This is a genomic window from Pseudomonas sp. NY15181 (assembly GCF_048068055.1).
GTDB lineage: Bacteria > Pseudomonadota > Gammaproteobacteria > Pseudomonadales > Pseudomonadaceae > Pseudomonas.
Map to the genome: position 1 here is coordinate 449,420 of NZ_JBLUPT010000002.1, position 23,015 is coordinate 472,434.

General features: G+C 67.5%; 24 protein-coding genes. 11 read left to right on the forward strand and 13 right to left on the reverse strand.

What is annotated here, in order from left to right; genetic code table 11:
- Positions 1-2 precede the first annotated feature (2 nt).
- Together ACNFBT_RS07545 and ACNFBT_RS07550 are read left to right on the forward strand one after the other, a co-directional pair.
- Positions 3-1,193 (forward strand): acyl-CoA dehydrogenase family protein, encoded by a 1,191-nt coding sequence (locus ACNFBT_RS07545; RefSeq protein WP_416747946.1) that lies wholly within the window; start codon positions 3-5, stop codon positions 1,191-1,193.
- Between the two features lie 10 nt (positions 1,194-1,203).
- Positions 1,204-2,334: an acyl-CoA dehydrogenase family protein gene (locus ACNFBT_RS07550; RefSeq protein ID WP_416747948.1), complete on the forward strand. Its 1,131-nt coding sequence runs from the start codon at positions 1,204-1,206 to the stop codon at positions 2,332-2,334.
- A gap of 224 nt (positions 2,335-2,558) precedes the next feature.
- On the opposite strand, the gene ACNFBT_RS07555 is transcribed toward ACNFBT_RS07550, so the two are convergent.
- Positions 2,559-3,344, reverse strand: a complete 786-nt coding sequence (locus ACNFBT_RS07555) for an IclR family transcriptional regulator (RefSeq protein ID WP_275609504.1) — start codon at positions 3,342-3,344, stop codon at positions 2,559-2,561.
- A gap of 197 nt (positions 3,345-3,541) precedes the next feature.
- Between ACNFBT_RS07555 and ACNFBT_RS07560 the strand changes: the two genes are divergently transcribed.
- Both ACNFBT_RS07560 and ACNFBT_RS07565 read left to right on the forward strand, forming a co-directional pair.
- Positions 3,542-5,173: an AMP-binding protein gene (locus ACNFBT_RS07560; RefSeq protein WP_416747950.1), complete on the forward strand. Its 1,632-nt coding sequence runs from the start codon at positions 3,542-3,544 to the stop codon at positions 5,171-5,173.
- A gap of 47 nt (positions 5,174-5,220) precedes the next feature.
- On the forward strand, positions 5,221-6,744 hold the full coding sequence (locus tag ACNFBT_RS07565) for a 3-hydroxyacyl-CoA dehydrogenase (RefSeq protein ID WP_416747952.1): 1,524 nt from the start codon (positions 5,221-5,223) through the stop codon (positions 6,742-6,744).
- A gap of 169 nt (positions 6,745-6,913) precedes the next feature.
- Here the strand turns inward: ACNFBT_RS07565 and ACNFBT_RS07570 are convergent, their stop codons facing one another.
- Complete coding sequence (locus ACNFBT_RS07570; protein ID WP_416747954.1) at positions 6,914-8,002, reverse strand: aminopeptidase; 1,089 nt, start codon at positions 8,000-8,002, stop codon at positions 6,914-6,916.
- A gap of 66 nt (positions 8,003-8,068) precedes the next feature.
- On the opposite strand from ACNFBT_RS07570, the gene ACNFBT_RS07575 reads away from it, so the two are divergent.
- Positions 8,069-8,485, forward strand: coding sequence for a hypothetical protein (locus ACNFBT_RS07575; RefSeq protein WP_416747956.1), 417 nt, complete (start codon positions 8,069-8,071; stop codon positions 8,483-8,485).
- Between the two features lie 61 nt (positions 8,486-8,546).
- Positions 8,547-8,972, forward strand: a complete 426-nt coding sequence (locus ACNFBT_RS07580) for a hypothetical protein (protein ID WP_416747957.1) — start codon at positions 8,547-8,549, stop codon at positions 8,970-8,972.
- A gap of 195 nt (positions 8,973-9,167) precedes the next feature.
- Here ACNFBT_RS07580 and ACNFBT_RS07585 read toward each other — a convergent pair whose 3' ends face one another.
- The 4 genes from ACNFBT_RS07585 to ACNFBT_RS07600 form a co-directional block, all read right to left on the reverse strand.
- Positions 9,168-9,410, reverse strand: coding sequence for a DUF1161 domain-containing protein (locus ACNFBT_RS07585; RefSeq protein WP_416747959.1), 243 nt, complete (start codon positions 9,408-9,410; stop codon positions 9,168-9,170).
- A gap of 153 nt (positions 9,411-9,563) precedes the next feature.
- The gene (locus ACNFBT_RS07590; protein WP_416747960.1) at positions 9,564-9,785 is read right to left on the reverse strand and encodes a DUF1161 domain-containing protein; all 222 of its coding nucleotides are present in this window, start codon (positions 9,783-9,785) and stop codon (positions 9,564-9,566) included.
- A gap of 145 nt (positions 9,786-9,930) precedes the next feature.
- Entirely contained in the window at positions 9,931-10,146 is a 216-nt protein-coding gene (locus ACNFBT_RS07595; RefSeq protein WP_416747962.1) for a dodecin, read from the reverse strand.
- A gap of 87 nt (positions 10,147-10,233) precedes the next feature.
- Positions 10,234-11,124 (reverse strand): LysR family transcriptional regulator, encoded by an 891-nt coding sequence (locus ACNFBT_RS07600; RefSeq protein WP_416747964.1) that lies wholly within the window; start codon positions 11,122-11,124, stop codon positions 10,234-10,236.
- Positions 11,125-11,341: 217 nt separating this feature from the next.
- Here ACNFBT_RS07600 and trpB point away from each other — a divergent pair, with 217 nt between their 5' ends.
- A complete protein-coding gene (trpB, locus tag ACNFBT_RS07605; RefSeq protein WP_416747966.1) occupies positions 11,342-12,550 on the forward strand; it encodes a tryptophan synthase subunit beta in 1,209 nt (402 codons plus the stop codon).
- Positions 12,547-13,353, forward strand: a complete 807-nt coding sequence (gene trpA, locus ACNFBT_RS07610) for a tryptophan synthase subunit alpha (RefSeq protein WP_416747968.1) — start codon at positions 12,547-12,549, stop codon at positions 13,351-13,353. Before trpB ends, trpA begins: the two co-directional genes overlap by 4 nt.
- Positions 13,354-13,505: 152 nt before the next feature.
- Here trpA and ACNFBT_RS07615 read toward each other — a convergent pair whose 3' ends face one another.
- Positions 13,506-15,008: a YdgA family protein gene (locus tag ACNFBT_RS07615; RefSeq protein ID WP_416747970.1), complete on the reverse strand. Its 1,503-nt coding sequence runs from the start codon at positions 15,006-15,008 to the stop codon at positions 13,506-13,508.
- A gap of 175 nt (positions 15,009-15,183) precedes the next feature.
- Between ACNFBT_RS07615 and ACNFBT_RS07620 the strand changes: the two genes are divergently transcribed.
- Positions 15,184-15,570 (forward strand): VOC family protein, encoded by a 387-nt coding sequence (locus ACNFBT_RS07620; protein ID WP_416747972.1) that lies wholly within the window; start codon positions 15,184-15,186, stop codon positions 15,568-15,570.
- A gap of 293 nt (positions 15,571-15,863) precedes the next feature.
- Here ACNFBT_RS07620 and ACNFBT_RS07625 read toward each other — a convergent pair whose 3' ends face one another.
- Positions 15,864-16,796, reverse strand: a complete 933-nt coding sequence (locus ACNFBT_RS07625) for an AraC family transcriptional regulator (RefSeq protein WP_416747974.1) — start codon at positions 16,794-16,796, stop codon at positions 15,864-15,866.
- A 311-nt stretch (positions 16,797-17,107) separates the two neighbouring features.
- Between ACNFBT_RS07625 and ACNFBT_RS07630 the strand changes: the two genes are divergently transcribed.
- On the forward strand, positions 17,108-17,425 hold the full coding sequence (locus tag ACNFBT_RS07630) for a putative quinol monooxygenase (protein ID WP_416747976.1): 318 nt from the start codon (positions 17,108-17,110) through the stop codon (positions 17,423-17,425).
- 38 nt (positions 17,426-17,463) lie between these two features.
- Here ACNFBT_RS07630 and ACNFBT_RS07635 read toward each other — a convergent pair whose 3' ends face one another.
- From ACNFBT_RS07635 to hemF, 3 genes are all read right to left on the reverse strand, one after another.
- A complete protein-coding gene (locus tag ACNFBT_RS07635; protein ID WP_416747978.1) occupies positions 17,464-17,802 on the reverse strand; it encodes a DOPA 4,5-dioxygenase family protein in 339 nt (112 codons plus the stop codon).
- 144 nt (positions 17,803-17,946) lie between these two features.
- Positions 17,947-18,768 carry a shikimate dehydrogenase gene (aroE, locus tag ACNFBT_RS07640; protein ID WP_416747980.1) on the reverse strand — a complete coding sequence of 274 codons (822 nt, stop codon included), beginning with the start codon at positions 18,766-18,768 and terminating at the stop codon, positions 17,947-17,949.
- A 157-nt stretch (positions 18,769-18,925) separates the two neighbouring features.
- The gene (gene hemF / locus ACNFBT_RS07645) at positions 18,926-19,840 is read right to left on the reverse strand and encodes an oxygen-dependent coproporphyrinogen oxidase (RefSeq protein WP_416747982.1); all 915 of its coding nucleotides are present in this window, start codon (positions 19,838-19,840) and stop codon (positions 18,926-18,928) included.
- A gap of 192 nt (positions 19,841-20,032) precedes the next feature.
- On the opposite strand from hemF, the gene ACNFBT_RS07650 reads away from it, so the two are divergent.
- A complete protein-coding gene (locus ACNFBT_RS07650) occupies positions 20,033-21,010 on the forward strand; it encodes an NADPH:quinone reductase (protein ID WP_416747984.1) in 978 nt (325 codons plus the stop codon).
- A gap of 208 nt (positions 21,011-21,218) precedes the next feature.
- Here the strand turns inward: ACNFBT_RS07650 and ACNFBT_RS07655 are convergent, their stop codons facing one another.
- Positions 21,219-21,776, reverse strand: a complete 558-nt coding sequence (locus ACNFBT_RS07655) for an L-threonylcarbamoyladenylate synthase (RefSeq protein ID WP_416747986.1) — start codon at positions 21,774-21,776, stop codon at positions 21,219-21,221.
- Positions 21,777-21,818: 42 nt separating this feature from the next.
- On the reverse strand, positions 21,819-22,913 hold the full coding sequence (gene dprA, locus ACNFBT_RS07660; protein WP_416747988.1) for a DNA-processing protein DprA: 1,095 nt from the start codon (positions 22,911-22,913) through the stop codon (positions 21,819-21,821).
- Positions 22,914-23,015: the final 102 nt, after the last annotated feature.

Sequence of the window (23,015 nt, forward strand, 5' to 3'; positions counted from 1 at the left end):
CCATGGACATCCATTTCACCCCTGACGAGCTGGCGTTCCGCGACGAAGTCCGCGCCTTCCTCGAAAGCAAATTGCCCCAGGACATCGCCACCAAGGTGCGCCTGGGCAAACACCTGAACAAAGGCGACCACCAACGCTGGCAGCGCGTGCTCAGCGAGCAGGGCTGGTACGCCACCCACTGGCCGGAGGAGTTTGGCGGCACCGGCTGGAACGCCGTGCAGAAGCACATCTTCGAAGAGGAGTGCGCCGCCTTCGGCGCGCCGCGCACCATCCCCTTCGGCGTCAACATGGTCGCCCCGGTGATCATCAAGTTCGGCACGCCGGAGCAGCAGGCGCACTACCTGCCGCGCATCCTCGACGGCACCGACTGGTGGTGCCAGGGCTACTCGGAACCGGGCGCCGGCTCCGACCTGGCCAGCCTGAAAACCCGCGCCGTGCACGACGGCGAGCACTACGTGGTGAACGGCCAGAAGACCTGGACCACCCTCGGCCAGCACGCCGACTGGATCTTCTGCCTGGTGCGCACCGACCCGGAAGCGCAGCAGCAGCGCGGCATCAGCTTCCTGCTGATCGACATGCGGACGCCGGGCATCACCGTGCGCCCGATCATCACCCTGGACGGCGAGCACGAGGTCAACGAAGTCTTCTTCGACAACGTGCGCGTGCCGGTAGAGAACCTGGTGGGCCGCGAGAACGAAGGCTGGACCTGCGCCAAGTACCTGCTCACTTACGAGCGCACCGGCCTGGCCGGCATCGGTGCGTCCAAGGCGGTGCTCGCGCACCTGAAACGCGTGGCCAGCCGCGAGCTGTGCGACGGCAAGCCGATGCTCGATGACCCGCTGTTCCGCGCCCAGGTGGCGGAGGTGGAGATGCAGCTGATGGCCATCGAGATGAGCACCCTGCGCATCCTCGCCGCCGCCCGCGAAGGCGGCGTGCCGGGCGCGGAGAGCTCGATCCTGAAGGTGAAAGGCACCGAGATCCGCCAGGCCATCAGCCACCTGCTGCGCAAGGTGCTCGGCCCTTACGCGCTGCCCTTCATCGAGGACGAATTCGAGCTGGGCGCCGAGCCGCTGCACGCGGACTATTCGGCAGCACCCGCCAGCCAGTATTTCAACCTGCGCAAGCTGTCGATCTTCGGCGGCTCCAACGAAATCCAGAAGAACATCGTCTCCAAGATGATTCTCGAGCTGTGAGGGGCTGACCATGGACTTCAAACTGAGCGAAGAGCAGCAGATGCTGCAGGACACCGCGGCCCGCCTGGTCCGCGACGCCTATCCGTTCGACAAGCGCGAGGGCTTCAGCAGGAGCGAGCAGGGCTACAGCCTCGATTTCTGGCGCCAGCTGGGCGAGTTGGGGCTGACCTCGGTGTCGCTGCCGGAAAGCCACGGCGGCTTCGGCGGTGGCGTCGAGAGCCTGCTGGTACTCACCGAGCTAGGTCGTGGCCTGTGCCTGGAGCCCTACCTGCAATCGGTAGTGCACGGCGGCGGGCTGATCGCCCAACTGGGCAGCGCGGCGCAGAAGGACCACTGGCTACCGCGCATCGCCAGCGCCGAGGCGCAACTGGCGGTGGCCCTGGAAGAACCGCAGAGCCACTACCAACTGCACGACGTGCAGACCCGCGCGGAACAGGCCGGCGACGGCTGGAAACTGAGCGGCCGCAAGGCGGTGGTGATCGGCGGGCAGAGCGCCACGGCGATCCTGGTGTCGGCGCGGATTGCCGGCAACGCGCGGGACGAGGCGGGCATCGGCCTGTTCCTGGTCGATCCGCAGCAGGCCGGCGTCAGCCGCCGCGAGTACCCGACAGTGGACGGTCAGCGTGCCTGCGATCTGTTCCTCGACGGCGCCACCGGCGAGGCCGTCGGCACGCCCGGCGAAGCGCTGCCGGCGCTGCGCTACCAGCAGGGCCGCGCCATCGCCGCGCAGTGCGCCGAAGCCCTCGGCAGCCTGCAGGAGGCCTGCGCGCTGACCCTGGACTACCTGAAGACGCGCAAGCAGTTTGGCATCCCCATCGGCAAGTTACAGGTGCTGCAGCACCGCATGGTGGACATGCGCAGCGAGCTGGAACAGGCCACCAGCATGGCCATCCTCGCCGCCTGCGTCGCCGACCAGCCCGACAGCGCCGAGCGCAGCCGCATATTGGCGGCCGCCAAGTTCATTGTCACCCGCGCGGCGCGCTATGTGGCCGAGCAGGCGATCCAGTTGCACGGCGGCATTGGCATGACCTGGGAGTATGTGCTCGCGCACCACGCCAAGCGGCTGGTGATGCTCAGCCACCAGCTGGGTGACGACGATCATCACCTGAAGGTTTATGCGGGGTTGATGGAGGTGGTGTGAGGCGTGGGGCGCTCCGACCGACATCGGCGCGGTAGCCGCCCCTCACCCTAACCCTCTCCCGGAGGGAGAGGGGACTGTCCGGAGTGGCTGGAAAGCCAGGCGCTCGTCGGCAAACTCCGTTGCTTCCATTCGCACTGAACGGCTCCCTCTCCCTGGGGAGAGGGCTGGGGTGAGGGGATAGAACGGCAGAGGAGCTGATCGCGGAGAGTTTCGCGCCTTGGAAATCAGGCCCCGAGGCTCTCGATATCCCGCGCCAGCATCTCCAGCTCATGGGCCAGCGAGCCACGCAGGGTCTCCTCGCTGAGCTGGAACGACGGCGCCCCGCAAGTCAGCGCCATCAGCCCACCGTCAGCCAGACGCAGCGGCACGCCAGCCGCGCGCACGTTGCGGTCCCAGTCGCCCAGGGACAGGCAGAACCCATGCTCGCGGTACTCCTCGAAGGACGCCTCCAGCGAAGCTCGCATCGCAGACCAATCGCCTTCATGGCGCTCCTGCAAGGCCGACAGCAGATGCTCGCGCTCCTGCTCCGGCGTCGCCGCCAGATAGGCGCGGCCTGCAGCCGTAGTCGCCAGCGGCAGGCGCACGCCAGCGTCCATCCGCAAAGAGGTGGCCTCCGGCGGACGGCAATTCTCCACGTAGATCATCGACAACCAATCGCGGCAGGTCAGGCCGACCGTGGTGTTGGTGCGGCGGGCGAAGGCGTCCATGTACGGCTTGGCCAGCTGACGCACGCGCAGGTTCGAAACGTAGGCATACCCCAGCGCCAGCACACCGGAATCCAGCTGGTACTTCTCATGCTGCTGCGAGTAGCAGAGGTAGCCGAGCTTGGTCAGGGTGTAGGTCATGCGCGACACCGTGGGCTTGGGCAACCCGGTGATCCGCGCGATTTCCTGGTTGCCGAGCACCACCGAGCCGTGGGTGAAGGCGCGCAGCACGTCCAGCCCGCGGGCAAGGGCCTCGACGAACTTGCGGTCCTTGGGGTTGCTGCTGTCTTCGACGTCGTCGCTCATGGGGCCTCGGCGGGGGATTCTTGTTGACGGGCGCCGCTGGCGGCGCGGGCGAACGATAGCAGATCGACCCGCCGTCCCGCAGCGGTCCGAGCATGCTCGTTGCACGGACCCAGGCTATCGCATACCATCGATTTCGACACTATGTTTCGCTGTGCAGAACAATAATTCAAAGCCCAGAGGAAAGGACGGAGAAGTCGATGCCCACCTTCCAGACCGGATATGTGGCCCGTGAGATCGCCCGACACGGCTACCAGAACCTCCATGACCTGCTGCAGGAGGCCTGTCACGCGTTCCCCGAACGCCTCGCCTTCTCCTGCGGCGACAGCCACCTGAGCTTCGCCGAGCTGGAACGCCAGGCCGACGCCTTCGCCCGCTACCTGCGCCACCACGCCGGCCTGCAACCGGGCGACCGCCTGGCGCTGATGCTGCCCAACTCCCTGCAATACCCCATCGCCACCTTCGGCGCGCTGAAGGCCGGCGTGGTGCTGGTAAACACCAACCCGCAGTACACCGCGGGCGAGCTGCGCCACCAGCTGGCCGACTCCGGCGCCAACGCCATCCTGCTGCTCGACCGCCTGTTGCCGCTGCTGCGCGGCGTGCAGGCGAACTGCGAGGTGCGGCAGGTTCTGCTGACCTCGATCGACGACATCGAGCGGCCGCAATTCGACTGCGAAGACGCCGACTGCACGCGCTTCCAGCAAGCCCTGCGCCTGGGCGCCGAAGCGCCGCCGGTAGCAACCGAGCAGGGCCTGGACCGCCTCGCACTGCTGCAATACACCGGCGGCACCACGGGCGTGTCCAAGGGCGCGATGCTCAGCCACCGAAGCCTGATCGCCAACGTCGTGCAGACCCTCGAACTGTTCATGCGCCCCGGCCTGCTGGAGCCGGCCACCGATGTGCGCATCGCGCCGCTGCCGCTCTACCACATCATGGCCTTCGCCACGAATTGCCTGTCCTCGGTGGGCATGGGCCTGCACACGGTGTTCATCCGCGACGGCCGCAACCTCGACGAGATCATCGGCGCAATGCGCCGTTACCCCTTCACCCTGATGAGCGGGATCAACACCCTGTTCGTCGGCCTGATGAACCACCCGGATTTCGCCGCCATCGACTTCAGCCACCTGAAATGGGTGACCTCCGGCGGCGCGCCGCTGAACCGCGAAGTGGGCCGGCGCTGGGAAGCGCTGACCGGCGCGCCGGTGCGCGAAGGCTTCGGGCTGACCGAGGCCTCGCCCGTGGTCTCCACCGGCACGCTGCACAGCCCCTACCGCGAGGGCTACGTCGGCCAGGCGCTGATCGACACCGAGCTGCGCACCGTGGACGAGGAGGGCAACGATTCCGGCCCCGACCAGCCGGGCGAGCTCTGGCTGCGCGGCCCGCAGGTGATGCAGGGCTACTGGCAGCGCCCGGAGGAGAGCGCCCAGGTGCTGACCGAGGACGGCTGGTTGAAGACCGGCGACATCGCCGAAGTGGATGCCAACGGCATGTTGAAGATCGTCGACCGCAAGAAGGACATGATCCTGGTCTCGGGCTTCAACGTGTTCCCCAACGAAGTGGAAGACGCGGTGATGCGCCACCCCGGCGTGCGCGAATGCGTGGCCATCGGCGTGCCGGACGCGCGAAAGGGCGAAACGGTGAAGCTGTTCGTCAGCCTGCGCGATCCCGCCCTCGATGCGGCGGCGATCATCGCCCACTGCCGCGAGCACCTCACCGGCTACAAGGTGCCGAGCTTCGTCGAGGTGCTCGACGAGCTGCCCAAGACCGCCGTCGGCAAGCTGCTGCGCCGACAGTTGCGTGATCTGGAACTGGCCAAAGGGACCACCGCATGAGCACAGCGTCTATGGTTGAAGCAGGTTCGCACGATGAGATCCGCAGCATGACCGAGTCCTTCAACCGCATCGGCGTGATTGGCGCCGGGGCCATGGGCCGTGGCATTGCCCAGCTGTTCGCCACCGCCGGCCTGCCGGTGCGCCTGTACGACAGCAACCCGCAGACCGTGGAACAGGCGCTGGCCTTCAACCGCGAGCTGCTGGAGCGCTCGGTGGCCAAGGGCAAGCTCAGCCCCGAGGCGCTGGTCGGGACGATGCAGCGCCTGCTGCCGACCCACAGCCTGGACGAACTGGCCGACTGCGACCTGCTGATCGAAGCCATCATCGAAGACCTCGGCGCCAAGCAGGCGCTGCTGGCGGAGCTGGAAAAGCGCGTGGCGCCGGACGCCGTGCTGGCGAGCAACACCTCGTCGCTGTCGGTCACCCGCATCGCCGCGCGCTGCCAGCATCCGGAGCGGGTCGCCGGCTACCACTTCTTCAACCCGGTGGCGCTGATGCGCATCGTCGAAGTGGTGCGCGGCCAGCGCACCCAGGAGTCCGTGGTGCACCGCCTGAGCCGCCTGGCCGAGCAGGCCGGGCACTTCCCGGCGGTGTCGCCGGACAGTCCCGGCTTCATCGTCAACCACGCCGGCCGCGCCTTCAGCACCGAGGCCCTGCGCATTCTCGGCGAAGGCATCGCCACCCCGGCGCAGGTCGACCGCATCCTGCGCGACGGTGCGGGCTTCCGCATGGGGCCCTTCGAGCTGCTCGACCTGACCGGCCTGGATATCTCCCACGCGGTGATGGAATCGCTCTACCAGCAGTTCTACCAGGACCCGCGCTACACCCCGTCGCCCCTGGCAGCCCAACGCGTCGCCGGCGGCCTGCTCGGGCGCAAGAGCGGCGAGGGCTTCTACCGCTACCGCGATGGCCAGCCGCTGCACGAAGTCGAAGTACAACCGGAGCCGGTGCTGCTGAACCGTCCGTACTGGCTCGACAGCCAGGACCCGGAACTGCGCCACCGCATCGCTGCGATCCTGACCCAGGGCGGCGTTGTACTGGAAACCAGTGAAGCGCCTTCGTCCCGCGCCATCTGCCTGGTCACCCCGTTGGGGACGGACGCCGCCACCTGCATCGACGCCCTGGGCCTGCCGCCGGAGCGCAGCCTGGCGCTGGAAACCTTCACCGACCTGGACCGCCGCCGCGTGCTGATGCGCCAGCCCGCCCTCGACCCGAAACTGGAGATCCAGGCCCGGCAGGCGCTGGGAAGCGACGGCGTGCCGGTAGAGGTGATCAATGATTCGCCCGGCTTCATCAGCCAGCGGGTGGTCGCCAGCGTCGTCAACCTCGGCTGCGAGATCGCCCAGCGCGGTATTGCCAGCCCGGTGACGCTGGACCGCGCGGTGCAACTGGCGCTGGGGTATCCCTTCGGCCCGCTGGCCTTCGGCGAGCACTACGGCGCGGCGCGCATCCTCACCATCCTCCAGGGCCTGCAGGCCTGCTACGGCGAGGCGCGCTACCGGCCCAGCCCCTGGCTGCGGCGGCGGGTGCAACTGGACCTGCCGCTGCACAGCCCTGATCGAGCGGAGTGATTCCCCGGCAACGACGATCGCTTTTTCGCCAACGGGACCGAGGCCAGCAGAGGCCTGTAGGAGCGAGCTTGCTCGCGAACAGATATCCCCGGTCACATCATTGTTGGGCGGTTCGCGAGCAAGCTCGCTCCTACGAAATGCAGTGCGGTCGAGCGATATCGGCAGGTAGTCAGAACGCCACCCGCTGCCCCGCCATCAGCTGCTCCAGCGCGGCCGTGCGCTGCGCCGGCGGCATCGCGCCCAGCTTCTCCACCCGTGCATAGAACGCCGGCCAGTTGCCGCCCACCTGGGCGAACAAAGCGGCAAAGGCGGGCACCCATTGGTCGTAGAGCCCGAAGGGCAGCAGCTTGGCGTTGTTCAGCGGGCCGTTGACCCAGTTGTCGAACGGCGCCTTGCCGCCCCATTCGTGAACACAGAGCTCGCGGTACTCGCGGCGCAGGCGCTCGAATTCCGCCGCCTTGCCGGCGCGCTTCTCGGCGTCGCTGCGCGGGCTGGCGTAGAGCTTGTGCAGGCGCTTGCGGGTATCGAGCACCAACTGGGTGAAGCGCTTGCGCTGCGCTTCCAGTTGCGGCGACTCGTCCGCCAGGCCACGCGCGGCGCGCCAGCGGCGGCCGCCCTCGGCCTCGACGAAGGAGGCGAAGGATTCGTTGAAGGCGGTGTCGCCCGGCAGGTAGAACTTCTGGTGCGCCAGTTCGTGGAAGATCGTCTCGGCCAGGCGCTGGTCGCCCCAGCGCAACATGCTGCTGAGGATCGGATCGTCGAACCAGCCGAGGGTCGAGTAGGCCTCGACGCCGCCGACGTAGACGTCCATCCCCTGCTCCTGCAGCCGCTTCGCCTCGCCCTGCGCACCCGCCTCGCCGTAGTAGCCGCGGTAGGCCACGCAGCCGGCGATGGGGAAGCAGTGGGTCACCGGGCGCAGCGACAGCTCCGGGGTGGCGAAAACGTTCCACACCACGTTGGGCCTGTGGATATCGGCATAGCGTCGGTAGCTCTGGTTGTCCGGCAGGCCAAGCGCGGCGCTGGCGAAGGCGCGCGCCTCCTGGGACTGCTCCAGGCGCCGGCGCAGCACGGGATCGCGGGCCGGGTCGGCGACGACCTCGGAGACCGGCTCACGGGCGGCCAGAAGACGCAGCTGTCCGTCGGCCAGCTGCCCGTAATAACTCACCGTGGAACAACCGCTCAGCGCCCAGATCGCCAGGCAGGGAACCCAGCGGCACAGGCGAAGGTCGAGTGTCGGGATAAGAAGGCGGAAGGGCATGCGCGGAACATAGCACAGCGCCCGGTCCGCCCGCTGGCACGACGCAACCTACCCAGGAGTCCCCCGATGCGCGCCGTTCTCACTGCCATCAGCCTGCTCGCCTTGAGCGGCTGCTCCCTGCTGCTGCCACAGCCCGACCCGAACCGCGCCTGGATCGACCTGGACACCAACAGCAAGAGCGATCTTTCGGCCACCAAAGTCGACGACAAGGATTGGCCCAGCGCGCGCTACTTCGAGGTCGATCCGGGGCAGCACGAACTGCGCGTGCGCTTCCAGTTCCAGGTCGAACCGGTGGATATCGGCCCGGTGGACGAAGCCCTCTGGCGCGATTGCGAGCTGACGGTGAAGTACAAGGATTTCGCCGCCGGCCAGCGCTATCGCCTGGAAACCGGCAGCATCGGCTTCCGCCCCTGGGCCAAGCTGTATGACGCGCAATCCAACGAGGTCGCCCGGGGCCGCGAGCGCGGTTGCGATCGCGCCTGACATCGCCTGGCCGGCGCGGAGTTATGCTGTGGCCCCAGGTCCTTCGCCACGGTGAACCATCATGCGTCTGTGTCTGCTCTTCGCGCTCGCCCTGCTGGGCGGCTGCGCCGGCCCGCTGCCCGCCCACGACCCGCAGATGGCCTGGGTCGACCTCTACACCACGGCCGGCAAGACGCTGATGGCCGAGCGCCTGGACGGCAAGTCGGTCAACGACGGGCGCTATTTCCAGGTGACGCCCGGGCACCATGACCTGGTGGTGCGCTTCCAGTACGAAATCCCCTCTGGCGGCGGCATGGGCATGAACAGCGAGCCCGCGGAACTGACCTGCCGGGTCAAGGTGACCTACGACGACTTCGCCGCCGGCCAACGCTACCGTCTGGAACTGCGCCCGCAACTGCGCAGCGCCCTGGCGCTGCTGACCGACGCCCGCGGAACGCTGGTGGCGAAGACGGATTTCCAGGGGGCGGTAAGCTGCGGGCCGTTCTAGGCGCTGAACGGATGGATCGCGGTGACATCGCGTGCCGACGACTTTCCCTCACCCTAACCCAGCGGGCGAGGGGACTGATCGGCGCAGGTTGAAACCACACCTCCAGCCGGCACGGACAGATCCCTCTCCCCTCGGGAGAGGGCTGGGGTGAGGGGCAATCCCCCGCTCCTACTCAGAAGAACAATCCGGCGTTCGTCAGCTGTCGTTCTTCTGGTAGATGATCCGCCGCTTCCCACCATCGCAGCTGCCGACCACCATGCTCGGGTCCTTCACCTCGGACTTGTCCACGATCTCCAGGGTGTAGGAGGTCACCCCGGCGGCCTGGATCTTGGTCTCGATATCCGCCTTGAGCTCCTCGCACGACTTGGTTGCCGCCCAGCTCGCCGGCGTCGCCAGCAGCAGCGCCACGCTGGTCGCCACGGCCCATTTCTTCGTCATCGCATTCCCTCGTCATACCCCACGCGGGGCACCCTATCCTAACGGTGGACCACCGCCGGGCGACAGAGTGCCCGGCGCCGCGTCCGGACCATCAGCCATGAAAAAGGCCGGGACCCTTACGGGCTCCCGGCCGCTTCTTCTACTGCGACAGGCTTACTTCGAGTAGACGATTTCCTTCTTGCCGCTCTCGCAGGTGCCCACGACCTTCTTGCCGGAGGCGGAGCCCTTGTCGACGACCTCCAGCGTGTAGGAGGCGACGCCCTTGGCTTTGAGCTTCGCGTCGATCTCCGATTTCAGCTCCTCGCACGGTTTGCCGGCGGCCAGGACATTACCCGCCAGTGCGAAGACCCCCACGGCCAACAGAAACTTCTTCATCGTTAACGCTCCCTCGCTTTCACAGAAAAAGGCCCAGCCGGGCCGAAAACCGGGCGAACCCGGTGCACCGCTCAAGGCGCGCCGCGAGCATCGCAGACGCGCATGACAAAAGTCCGAGGGCCGGTCGTGGTGTCCCCGGCCACCCTCAGCTGTTGGCGACCCGGAAGCCGACCTTGATGGTCACCTGGTAGTGGCCGACCGCGCCGTTCTCAATGTGTCCTCGGGTGTCGACCACCTCGAACCATTCCATGAAATCGATACTCTTGGCCGCCTCGGCCAGGGCATTGTTGATGGCGTCCTCGATGCTGGTGCGCGAGGAACCGACCAGCTCGATCTTCTTGTAGGTGTGATGATTCGACATGCCCGCTCTCCTGTGTTCGCCGCGCCGCACAGGCAGAGTGCCAGCGCCTTCCTAGGACACTAGTAGAGGGGGGGACTCAGGGCAAACTCAGACGTTCAGCTCGCCACGCAGCCAGTCCGCCAGCAGCAACGCGCGTCGGTCCGGCAGCCGCGCGGGTACCCAGAGCGCCAGCCGCGCGCGGGTTTCGACGAAGCCCCAGGGCGCGGCCAGGCGGCCGGCGACGAGGTCGTCGGCGACCACCTGCTGCGGCGCGATGGCCACGCCCAGGCCGGCCACCGCCGCTTCGAGCAGGTAGTAGAGGTGCTCGAAGCCCTGCCCGAGCCGCAACGCGCCGGCCTCCAGGCCGCTGTTGGTCGCCCACGCCGGCCAGGCCTGCGGGCGCGAGGTGGTGTACAGCAGCGACTCGCCCAGCAGCGCGGTGGCCGGCGCCGCGCAGAGTTCGGCGAAGCGCGAGTAACGCGGACTGAGCACCGGGCCGACGCGCTCCACCGCCAGTTCGTGCACCTGCATGTCCGCCGGCCACGGCGGCTCGGCGAAGTGCAGGGTGGCGTCGAGTCCGGCGCGGCGCGGGTCGATCTCGCCCTCGCTGGCCGACAGCTGCAGGCGCAGGCCGGGCAGGTCGCGGTTCAGCCGGTCCAGGCGCGGGATGAACCAGCGGGCAAGGAGGCTGCCCGGGCAGCCGAGCACGAACGGCGCATTGCCGTCGGCCTGGCGGCGCAGCTCGGCGCAGACGCTGCGCAGGCGTTCGAAGGAGTCACTGGCGACTTCGCTCAGGCGCTGGCCGGCATCGGTGAGTTTTACGCCGCGCCCGTCCTTGACGAACAGGGTGACGCCCAGGTCCTCCTCCAGCTGGCGGATCTGCCGGCTGACGGCACCGTGGGTGACGCTCAGCTCATCCGCCGCCGGGCTCACGCCACGCAGGCGCGCGGCAGCCTCGAAGGCGCGCAGGGCATTGAGCGGGGGAAGGTCTCGGCTCATGGCGGTCTATCTGTGAGTTTTCCTGACAGGTTGAGGCGATCTTATCGCTTTTCCCGTCCCTCACACAGCCGTATCCTGAGCACCATTCGTAGGAAGACGTCCGTTTCTGGGCTCCCGCGTTCGCGGGAGTGACGGGATAACTCCCGCGTCATCCCCGCGAACGCGGGGATCCAACAAACAAGACGCCCTACCCACACGACCCCACAGGAGCCTTCCCATGTCCACACTGCGCAACGGTCCCGACGCCAAGGGCCTGTTCGGCAGCTTCGGCGGCCAGTACGTCGCCGAGACCCTGATGCCGCTGATCCACGACCTGGCCCGCGAGTACGAGAAGGCCAAGGATGATCCGGAGTTCCAGAAGGAGCTGGCCTACTTCCAGCGCGACTACGTTGGCCGCCCGAGCCCGCTGTACTTCGCCGAGCGCCTGACCGAGCACTGCGGCGGCGCGAAGATCTACCTCAAGCGCGAAGAGCTGAACCACACCGGCGCGCACAAGATCAACAACTGCATCGGCCAGATCCTCCTGGCCCGGCGCATGGGCAAGAAACGCATCATCGCCGAGACCGGCGCTGGCATGCACGGCGTGGCCACCGCCACCGTGGCCGCGCGCTTCGGCCTGCAATGCGTGATCTACATGGGCACCACCGACATCGATCGCCAGCAGGCCAACGTGTTCCGCATGAAGCTGCTGGGCGCCGAAGTGATCCCGGTCACCGCCGGCACCGGCACCCTGAAGGACGCGATGAACGAAGCCCTGCGCGACTGGGTGACCAACGTCGAGAGCACCTTCTACCTGATCGGCACCGTGGCCGGTCCGCACCCGTACCCTGCGATGGTCCGCGACTTCCAGGCCGTCATCGGCAAGGAAACCCGTGAGCAGCTGGCCGAGAAGGAAGGCCGCCTGCCCGATTCCCTGGTCGCCTGCATCGGCGGCGGCTCCAACGCCATGGGCCTGTTCCACCCGTTCCTGGATGACGAGAGCGTTGCGATCGTCGGCGTCGAAGCCGCCGGCCACGGCATCGAGACCGGCAAGCACGCGGCCAGCCTGAACGGCGGCGTACCGGGCGTGCTACACGGCAACCGAACCTTCCTGCTGCAGGACGAGGACGGCCAGATCATCGACGCGCACTCCATCTCCGCCGGCCTGGACTACCCCGGCATCGGCCCGGAACACGCGTGGCTGCATGACATCGGTCGCGTCGAGTACACCTCGATCACCGACCACGAGGCGCTGGAAGCCTTCCACACCTGCTGCCGCCTGGAAGGCATCATCCCCGCGCTGGAGTCCTCACACGCGCTGGCCGAAGTCTTCAAGCGCGCGCCGAACCTGCCCAAGGACCACATCATGGTGGTGAACCTGTCCGGTCGTGGCGACAAGGACATGCAGACCGTCATGCACCACATGCAACAGGAGCAGAAAGCATGAGCCGCCTGCAGACCCGCTTCGCCGAACTCAAACAGCAGAACCGCGCCGCCCTGGTGACCTTCATCACCGCCGGCGACCCGGGCTACTCCACCTCGCTGGACATCCTCAAGGGCCTGCCGGCCGCCGGCGCCGACGTGATCGAACTGGGCATGCCCTTCACCGATCCGATGGCCGACGGCCCGTCGATCCAGCTGGCCAACATCCGCGCCCTGGGCAACGGCCAGAACCTGGTCAAGACGCTGAAGATGGTCCGCGAATTCCGCGCGGGCGACAGCACCACGCCGCTGGTGCTGATGGGCTACTTCAACCCGATCCACTACTACGGCGTGGACAAGTTCATCGCCGACGCGAAAGAGGCCGGCGTCGACGGCCTGATCGTGGTGGACCTGCCGCCGGAGCACAACGAAGACCTCTGCGACCCGGCCCAGGCCGCCGGCCTGGACTTCATCCGCCTGACCACCCCGACCACCGACGACAATCGCCTGCCGACCGTGCTCAACGGCAGCTCGGGCTTCGTCTACTACGTCTCGGTAGCCGGCGTGACCGGTGCTGGCGCGGCGACCCTGGACCATGTCGAGGAAGCCGTGGCGCGCCTGCGTCGCCACACCGACCTGCCGGTGGCCATCGGCTTCGGCATCCGCACCCCGGAGCACGCGGCGAGCATCGCCCGCCTGGCCGACGGCGTGGTGGTGGGCTCGGCGCTGGTGGACAAGATCGCCAACGCGGAAAGCTCCTCCGACGCGGTGCAGGGCGTACTCGGGCTGTGCCGCGAGCTGGCCGAAGGCGTGCGCAGCGCGCGCTGAGCGCGGCTCTTATGTAGGAGCGAGCTTGCTCGCGAACAGAGTTACCCGGCAGCTCCGTTGCTGGGCGGGTTCGCGAGCAAGCTCGCTCCTACAAGGACAGCTCCTAGAAAAAAGCCCGGCGAATGCCGGGCTTTTTTCGTTTCAGGCGAGGCTTATTCCACCGCCTGCTCCGCCGCTTCTTCGTCGGCACCAGCGCCCAGGCCCAGCCCCTGCGCGGAACCCATGGCGAAGGCGACGAACTCCTCGGCGGTCATGTCCTTGCCGTTGAACTTCACCTTGTCGTCGGCGTAGGCCAGCGAGCTGCTCAGGCTGTTGCCGTCGAGCACCGCCCACTCCGATTGCAACGCCATGCCGCTGAACAGGTCGGTCATGGCGTCGGTCTGCTGCTTGAGCGCCACCGGGTCGACGCTGCCGGCCTCCGCGCCACCCAGCGAGGCCTGCAGCCCAACGACGTCACCGATCACCGCCTTGTCCACCTTCAGGTTGGCCGTGAGCGACGCCAGCACGCTACGGGCCATCTCGTCCGGGGTCTTGGCGGCCTTCGCGGGTTTGCGCAGGTCCACGGCGAGGGACACCTTGGCCACCCCGTGGGCGGTCTGCAGCGACAGCTCATCCAGCGCCAGCTTCGGCGAGCTGTCGAGCAGGCGCAGGAACTGGCCCTTGAGCGCCTCTTCCTGCTCCGGGGTCAGCTCGCCGGTATCGCCGACGCTGCTCATTCCGTACTCGTTGTAGGTTTCCTTGAGGGACTTGAGGGTGCCCTCGTCGAGGTTGCGCAGGCTGGTGTCGAGCTTCAGGCCACCAATCTCCTGGCCCTGGACCACCAACTGGCCGACGCGGTAGGAGAGGGTCTGGTCCAGGCCCTTTTCGCCCTGCTTGAGCACTTCCTCGCCAACGGCCTGGCGCAGCTCCACTTCCGGGCTGCCCGGGGCCTTCACGAGCAGGCTCTTCAGGCTGACCGAGCTGGGGCCGAGGGCGAAGCCGTTGGCGTTTTCCTTCTTGTCGCCCGCGATGCCCAGGTCACGCAGCTGGACCTGGACCGGCTGGCCACTCTGCGGGTCGAGGAACAGCAGGTCGGCCTCGGCCAGTTGGCCATCGGCGCGCACGTCCTTCCTGTCGCCGGACACGCTGAAGTTCACCTTGGCCGGCGACAGCCGCAGGCTCTCACCGTCCTTGGCGAACTGCAGCGGGGCACTCTCGAAGACGCCTTCCTGGCGCTGGTCGTAATGAATGGCCAGCTCGCCGCTGATCGGCGCCTTGCCGGCGGCGGCGGCGAACAGCGGTGCGGTGAACTCGTTCTGCTCCAGGGCGAAATGACTTTGCGCCATGACCGGAGCCAGCTTGCCGGCCGCCAGGCGCGAAGCCGGGAAGGGGCCGTGTTCCAGACGATCGGTGAACACCAGGGTGGTAGGTGCCTCGCCGTCGTTGCCGGCGATGGTCACCTGGTAGCGCGCGCTGCTGGAGAGCAGGCCACGCTCCACGCCGAGCAGGGAAACGCTCATGCCCAGGTCGGGGGCGTCGGTCTTGAGGAGGGTGTTGGCCTGTTCGATGCCGCGGGTGATTTCCTGCTCGACGCGCGAGCCCGTGTACCAGGCGCCGGCGACGGCAACGCCGACGATGGCCAGGGGAATGGCGATGGCCAGGGTGGTCTTTTTCATGCTGCTTCCTTTCGTGTGCGGCCGTACGGGGACATCCTGTCGACCGTTTTGAGTTGGCGGCGCGATGCTAGCAGGCACAATGCCCACACTCCAACCGGCAGATTCAGACAGCCAGCATTGACCCCGGGTGTACGACTGGCAGGATGGGGCGTTCGCCTTTCGGAAGCCAACCGCCATGCCCCTGCTGCACAGCGTCCACCATGTCGCCCTGATCTGCTCGGATTACCCACGCTCCCGGCACTTCTACACCCAGGTGCTGGGCCTGCGGGTGATCGCCGAGACCTACCGCGAGGCGCGCGACTCCTGGAAGCTCGACCTGGCGCTGGGTGAGACGCAACTGGAGCTGTTCTCCTTCCCCGGCGCGCCGCCGCGGCCGTCCTATCCCGAGGCGCAGGGCCTGCGTCACCTGGCGTTTGCGGTGGACGACCTGGATGCCGCCGTGGCGCACCTGGAAAGCCACGGCGTGAAATGCGAGCAGATCCGCGAGGATGAGCTGACCGGCAAGCGATTCACCTTCTTCGCCGATCCGGATGAGCTGCCGTTGGAGCTTTACGAGCGCTGATGGCTGACTTTGGGTGCCCGGGAGCGCCCTCGCTCCCGAAGGGAGAGGGTACTGTCCTGAGCGCGTTGAAAACTCGGCGCCCGCCGACTGACTCAGTTGTCTCGATGCACGCCGAACGGCCCCTCGCCCTGAGGGAGAGGGCTGGGGTGAAGGGGAAATCCCGCGCGCCAATGCCTGGATGAAACACCCGTAGGAGCGGACTCTGTCCGCGATGCTCCGCCCAACCGTGGTGATAACCGGCAAACGCCATCGCGGACGGAGTCCGCTCCTACGAAAGCAAGCTCAACAGCGGATCACGCCGGCACCGCCGCCTCTCCCAGCGCCCCGCGCAAACTCGCCAAATCCCGCAGCGGCGGCGCGCCGAACAGGCGGCTGTATTCGCGGCTGAACTGCGACGGGCTCTCGTAGCCCACGCGATGCCCGGCCACCGCCACTTCCAGCCCCTCCGACAGCATCAACCGCCGCGCCTCCTGCAGGCGCAGCTGCTTCTGGTACTGCAGCGGACTCAGCGCAGTCACTTCCTTGAAACGGTGGTGCAGGGTGGACACGCTGAGGTTCACCTCGCGCGCCAGCTCCTCGATGCGCAGGGATTTGTCGAAATTGTGGTTGAGCCACTCGATGGCGCGGGTCACCCGATGGGTCTGGCTGTCGGTCATTGCCAGGTCGTGCAGCAGGTGCCCCTGGGGGCCGCGCAGCAGGCGGTAGAGAATCTCGCGGACGAACAGCGGCGCTAGCATCGGGATATCGCGCGGCGTATCGAGCAGGCGCATGAGGCGCAACAGGGCATCGAGCACGGTGCAATCCACACGTTGCAGGTAGATGCCCCGGCCGGCCGGTCGGGGCGTACTGCCGGCAAGGCCCGCTTCGGCGATCAGGCGGGTGAGTTCGCCCGGATCGATATCCAGGCGAATCGACAGGTACGGCTTTTCTTCCGAGGCCTCGATCACCTGACCGGACACCGGCAGGGTCACCGACACCACCAGCAGGTTGAGTTCGTCGTAACGGTATACCTCGTTGCTCAGGCGCACTTCCTTGCTGCCCTGGGCGATGACGCACAGGGCAGGGCGATAAAGCGTCGGCATGCGCCCCTCGCTGGGGCAGTCGCTGCGCGCCAGCAGCAGCGAATCGATGGCGGTTTCGAAGAGGCCTTCACCCTGGCAGTGGCGCTGGATGATGTCGGCCAGCTCCTGGCGGCCGGCGGCGACGGGATCGTAGGACTGGGACATGCGGGACCTCCAGTGGCGGCGCACGCAGCTTACGCCGGCAGCGCTGCGCCGAGTGTGACAGTAAGGCAGCCGCTGGAGGATCAGGCAAGCAATCGGCAGGAATGGACAAGCCGTGCCGGCTTCGACGCGCGCACCGTGACGGTGCAGGGCGCGGACACGCCGTTTCCAACGGGGAGGCGAGAGCCGCGCAGGATCAGGCAAGAAGCCGGCAGCATCCGGATAACGCCAGGCACTTCCCGGCCGGTAATCTTCCCGTCAGTCGTCCGAGGAGCCACCTTCGGACCTCTTCGACGTCACACGGAGGACAGGACATGCCCTGGCAACGCCCCATCCATCATGAGCTGCAGATCCATCCCCGGAGCGGACACGAGGCACAGCTCGGCGCCCTGATCGACAACCTGGTGGACGGCGCCCGCCGCGCGCCGGGCTGCCTGGAATGCCGGCTGGTCATCCCGGGGGCGAACCGGCCCTGGCTGCTGCACGGCCTCTGGCGCGACGAAGCGGCGTTGATGACCTACTTCGCCTCACCCTCGCTGCAACTGCTCAGCGAAGCGCTGTTCCGCCACTGCCACAGCTTGAGCGGCGGCATCCTCGAAGACAGTCATCAGGCCACCGACAAGGTGGCCTGAGTCTTTCCGTCCCTGACCGTCCAGCAAAAATGCGGGCGTCAGCCCGTGAACAGCGACAGATCCAGCGGCCGCACCGCGCCCATCCAGATGCCGTGGTCACGGTGATCGCGCAGGTCATCGCCAGTATTGGGGTGGACGAAAATCACCAGGCCATCGCGGTTCAGCGCCAGCCACGGCACCAGGGTGGCGAAGGTGGCGTTGTCGAAGGCGAGCTGACAACTCCAGTCCGGGTGCGGGCCAACCGGGCGTTCATGGACACGGCCCATCTTCGCGCCGAAACGGCGCGCCGCCTCTTCGCACAGCGCGCGGGCGCGCTCGATACTGCTCGCGTCGAAATAGACATGGGCGTGGAAGTCCTTGATCGGGGTTTCGTTCATCGATCCTGCTCCAGTTCGGCCTGCAGCCAGTCAATGAAGCGCTGCTGCAGGCGCATGCACCGCTTGCGTGCGGTCGACCCGGCCTGATAGCCGAACCTCGACGTCATGGATTCGGCGATGGACCGGCGCAGCCGACGCCGACTCTCAACCTTTCAGCTGCTTCCGCAGCGCTTCCAGCACCGGCGCCGAATCCGGCCGCACGCCACGCCACAGCAGGAAGGCTTCCGCCGCCTGCTCCACCAGCATCCCCAACCCGTCGATGCAGCGCGCCGCGCCGTGTTCGGCGGCCCAGTGGTTGAAGGCCGTAACCTCCTTGCCGTACATCATGTCGTAGCAGACGGTATGGCCCGGTTTGATCAGTGCCGGATCGATGGGCGGCAGCTCGCCGGCCAGGGACGCCGAGGTGCCGTTGACGATCAGGTCGAACGGCTCGTCGCGCAGGTCGAAACCGCCGCCACGCACATTGCCCAGATCCTTGAATTCTTCCGCCAGTTGCTTGGACTTCGACGCCGTACGGTTGGCGATGACGATGCACGCCGGCTGCTCAGCGAGGAAGGGTTCGAGAATGCCGCGCACCGCGCCACCCGCGCCCAGCACCAGGATGCGCGCATCGCGCAGCACGACGCCGTGGTTCACCGTGAGGTCGCGGGTCAGCCCGGCGCCGTCGGTGTTGTCGCCCAGCAGGCCGCCTCCTTCGAGCTTCTTCAGGGTATTCACCGCGCCGGCCCGGCGCGCGCGCTCGCTCAGTTCGGTGGCCAAGCGATAGGCGTCTTCCTTGAACGGCACGGTGACGTTGCCGCCCAGCCCTTGCTCGAAGAACTCACGGGCATTCCCGGCGAAGTCGTCCAGCGGCGCCAGCCGCGCGTCATAGGTCAGCGCCTGGCCGGTCTGCTCGGCGAACAGGCGGTGGATCTGCGGCGACTTGCTGTGGCCGATGGGGTTGCCGAAGACGCAGTAGCGGTCCATGGGGAATCCTGGGGCGAGAAATCGGAAAAGGCGGAGAGAGTGCCGGTTTCCTCCCACGGTGCCAAGCCATGTTCGCGAGCAAGCTCGCTCCTACAAAAGCTGCTTCGGAGCCGCCTGTAGGAGCGAGCTTGCTCGCGAACCGCCCGGGATACGGACGTCAGGCCTGCGCCAGCCAGTCCCGATCCTTCAGGAAGTACTCAGTCAGCCGCGCCTCTTCGGTCCCCGGCTCCGGCTTCCAGTCGTAGCCCCAGCGCACCTGCGGCGGCAGCGACATGAGGATCGACTCGGTACGCCCGCCCGACTGCAGGCCGAACAGGGTGCCGCGGTCGTAGACCAGGTTGAACTCGACGTAACGGCCCCGGCGGAAGGCCTGGAACTCGCGCTGCTGCTCGGTGTACGGCGTATTCTTGCGCTTGCGCACGATGGGCAGGTAGGCCTCGATGTAGGCATCACCAATGGCGCGCAGGAAGGCGAAGCTGGTGTCGAAGTCCCACTGGTTCAGGTCGTCGAAGAACAGGCCGCCGATGCCGCGCGGCTCGTTGCGGTGCTTGAGGTGGAAGTAGCGGTCGCACCATTCCTTGTAGCGCGGGTAGACGTCCTCGCCGAAGGGCGCGCAGGCGTCGCGGGCGACCTGGTGCCAGAGCACGCAGTCTTCCTCATGGGCGTAGTAGGGCGTCAGGTCGAAGCCGCCGCCGAACCACCAGACGGCCTCTTCGCCTTCCTTCTCGGCGATGAAGAAACGCACGTTGGCATGGGAAGTCGGCACATGGGGGTTGGTCGGGTGGATCACCAGCGACACGCCCAGCGCCTGGAAGCCACGACCGGCGAGCTCAGGGCGGTGCGCGCTGGCGGACGGCGGCAGGCCGTTGCCAAAGACGTGGGAGAAGTTCACGCCACCTTTCTCGATCAGCGCGCCATCGCCGATCACCCGCGTACGTCCACCTCCGCCAGCCGGACGCTCCCAGGCGTCCTCGATGAAGCGGGCGCTGCCGTCCTCGGCTTCGAGTGCGGCGCAGATGCGGTCTTGCAGGTCGAGCAGGTAGGCCTTCACGGCCTCGATGCGGTCGGTCACGAGAATCACCTTGGAGCGGGAAAGCCACGCGTGGCGCAGGCCGGAGCGGGATTGAAGTGCGGAAACGGAGGCAAGCATATCACCCTCGCCAGGAAAGCTGGCCTTGACGGCCGTCAAGCGTCCGGCTTGGATGGAAGTCTTTTCCCAGAGCGGCGCCGGCCCTGTCGGCGCCCCGTCATTCAGGAGATCCACATGGCCAAGCGTGTTCAGTTCGCCAAGACCGGCGGCCCGGAAGTTCTCGAAGTCGTCGATTACACCCCCGCAGAACCCGGCCCCAACGAGGTGCGCGTACGCAACCGCGCCATCGGCCTGAACTTCATCGACACCTACTACCGCAGCGGCCTGTATCCCGCGCCGACGATGCCCTCCGGCGTCGGCACCGAAGGCGCCGGCGAAGTGGAAGCCGTCGGCAGCGCGGTGACCAGCGTGAAGGTGGGCGACCGCGTCGGCTACGCCACCGGCCCGCTGGGTGCGTACAGCGAGCTGCACGTGCTACCGGCGGCGAACGTGGTGAAGCTTCCGGGCGCCATCACCTTCGAGCAGGCCGCCGCGGTGATGCTCAAGGGCCTCACCGTGCAATACCTGCTGCGCCAGACCTATAACGTGCAACCCGGCCAGACCATCCTCTGGCACGCGGCGGCGGGTGGCGTCGGGCTGATCGCCTGCCAGTGGGCCAAGGCCATCGGCGCGCACCTGATCGGCACCGTCAGCTCCGCCGCCAAGGCCGACATGGCCAAGGCCCACGGCGCCTGGGCAACCATCGACTACAGCCATGAGAACGTGGTGGAGCGCGTGCTGGCGCTGACGGAAGGCAGGAAGTGCCCTGTGGTCTATGACTCGGTGGGCAAGGACACCTGGCTGACTTCGCTGGACTGCACCGCCCAGCGCGGCCTGGTGGTGAGCTTCGGCAACGCCTCCGGCCCGGTGGACGGGGTGAACCTGGGCATCCTGTCGCAGAAGGGCTCGCTCTACGTCACCCGCCCGACCCTGTTCGGCTACGCCAATACCCACGAGCGCCTGCAGGCCATGGCCGACGACCTGTTCGGCATGATCACCAGCGGCAAGGTGAAGGTGGAGATCAACCAGCGCTTCGCCCTGGCGGATGCCGCCAAGGCACAGACCGAGCTGGCCGCACGACGTACCACGGGGTCTACGATTCTGTTGCCCTGATCCACCTTGGTGTAGGGCGTATAACGCTCCGCGTTATACGCCGCTTGACCATCGCCACAGCGCAAACCGGATTTGGCCTGGGCGCTGGCAAGGTACTGAGAGCAGGGTGGGACCGGATCAACTCCGTCGTGGCGATACGCCTGCTGTATCGGCGTATAACCGCAAACGGTTATACGCCCTACGCAAACCCTGAGAACATTGCGATTGCTCAGGAAGGCCTTACGGTCTCGCCAGTACGCAGATCGCGAATCAGGCTCGGATTGCGGCGCCCGCCCAGGGCGCCGCCGAGCACGCCGTCCAGCTCATCATGGAAGTACTGCTCGATGCGCAGGCGCGTACGCGCGGCCGGGCGGCCGGCGGGGTTGGCGGAGGTGGAGATCAGCGGGCCGGTGTAGCGGCACAGCTCGCGCACCAGGGGATGGTCGGTGACGCGCAGAGCGACAGTGTCGTGCTGGCCGGTCACCCACTCGGGCAGGCGGTCCTGATGCGGCACCAGCCAGGTGTTCGGGCCGGGCCAGCTGGCGGCGACTTTCTCCCGCCAGGCTTCGGGCAGGTCATCCAGCAGGAAGTCGAACTGGCTGATATCGGCGGCCACCACAATCAGCCCCTTTTCCACCGGGCGCGCCTTGATCGCCAGCAGGCGGTACACCGCGTCGGCGTTCCACGGGTCGCAGCCCAGGCCCCAGACGGCTTCGGTCGGATAGGCGATCACACCGCCATCGCGCACGACCTTGGCCATGCGCTGGGTACGCCAGTTGCTGTACATCGGGAACTCCTCGAACACGCGAATGCGCGGCAGTTTACGTGCTCAGGGGGCGCGATGCACCCAGACGCCGGCTTCGCAGGCCACCCGTCCGTCCAGCTCCAGGTCGGTCAGCGCCACCAGCACCTCGGGCAGCTCCATGCCGCTGCCCAGCGCCAGCTGTTCGCTGCTCTGCGGCGCCGCGCGCAGGAGGTCGAGAAGGGGATGCGCGGGCGCCCGTTCCGCGGGGGTCGACGGCTCGACCTGCCGAGTCCAGCCACGCAGGCCCTCGAGGATATGCTCGACGCTTTCCACCAGCGAGGCGCCCTGGCGAATCAGTTCGTGGCAGCCGCGCGCGCCGGGATGATGGATCGAGCCGGGAATGGCATAGACCTCGCGTCCCTGCTCCGCTGCAAGGCGGGCGGTGATCAGCGAGCCGCTGGAGGGGCTGGCTTCCACCACCAGCACGCCCAGCGAGAGGCCGCTGATGATGCGGTTGCGCCGGGGAAAATTCGCCGCCTGCGGCGGGCTATGCAGCGGCAGCTCCGAGACCAGCGCGCCACCCTGCTCGACAATGCGCTGCGCCAGCCCGACGTGGCGGCGCGGATAGAGATGCTCAAGGCCGGTGCCAAGCACGGCGACAGTCCCACCGGCTGCCTCCAGCGCGCCTTCGTGGGCGGCGCCGTCGATGCCCAGCGCCAGGCCGCTGGTGATGACGAAGCCGCCACCGGCCAGGCTGCGGGCAAAGGCCCGCGCCGTATCGAGCCCCGGCTTGCTGGCGCGGCGGCTGCCCACCATGGCCAGCTGCGGGCGTTCCAGCAACGCCACGTCGCCCGCCACGAACAGCAACGGCGGGGCGTCCACCAGCTCGGCCAGCAGCGCGGGGTAGGCCGGATCGTCCCAGGCCAGCAGATGGTGGGTGGGGTCGTCCAACCAACGCAGCGCGGCAGCAGCCTGCTCGCGGATACCGGCATCCCGGCGCCGTTCGGCGGATTCCTGTGGCAGGCCTAGCGAGCGCCAGGCGGCGGCGGGCGCGCTCAGGGCAGCGGAAGCCGAGCCGAATGCCGACATCAGGCGCCGGAAGCGCCTGGGGCCCAGCTCAGGCAGGGCGTGCAGGCGCAGGCGCGCCTCGGATTCGGCGGGGGATATTTCGACGGGCATGGCGGCAGTCCTTTGCGGCGAACGGGAGGCGTTCACCCGACTTTGCCGTCCGGGGCGCGCCGCCGCAGTCGGACCGTTCCGAAACTCGCCCATAAAAAACCC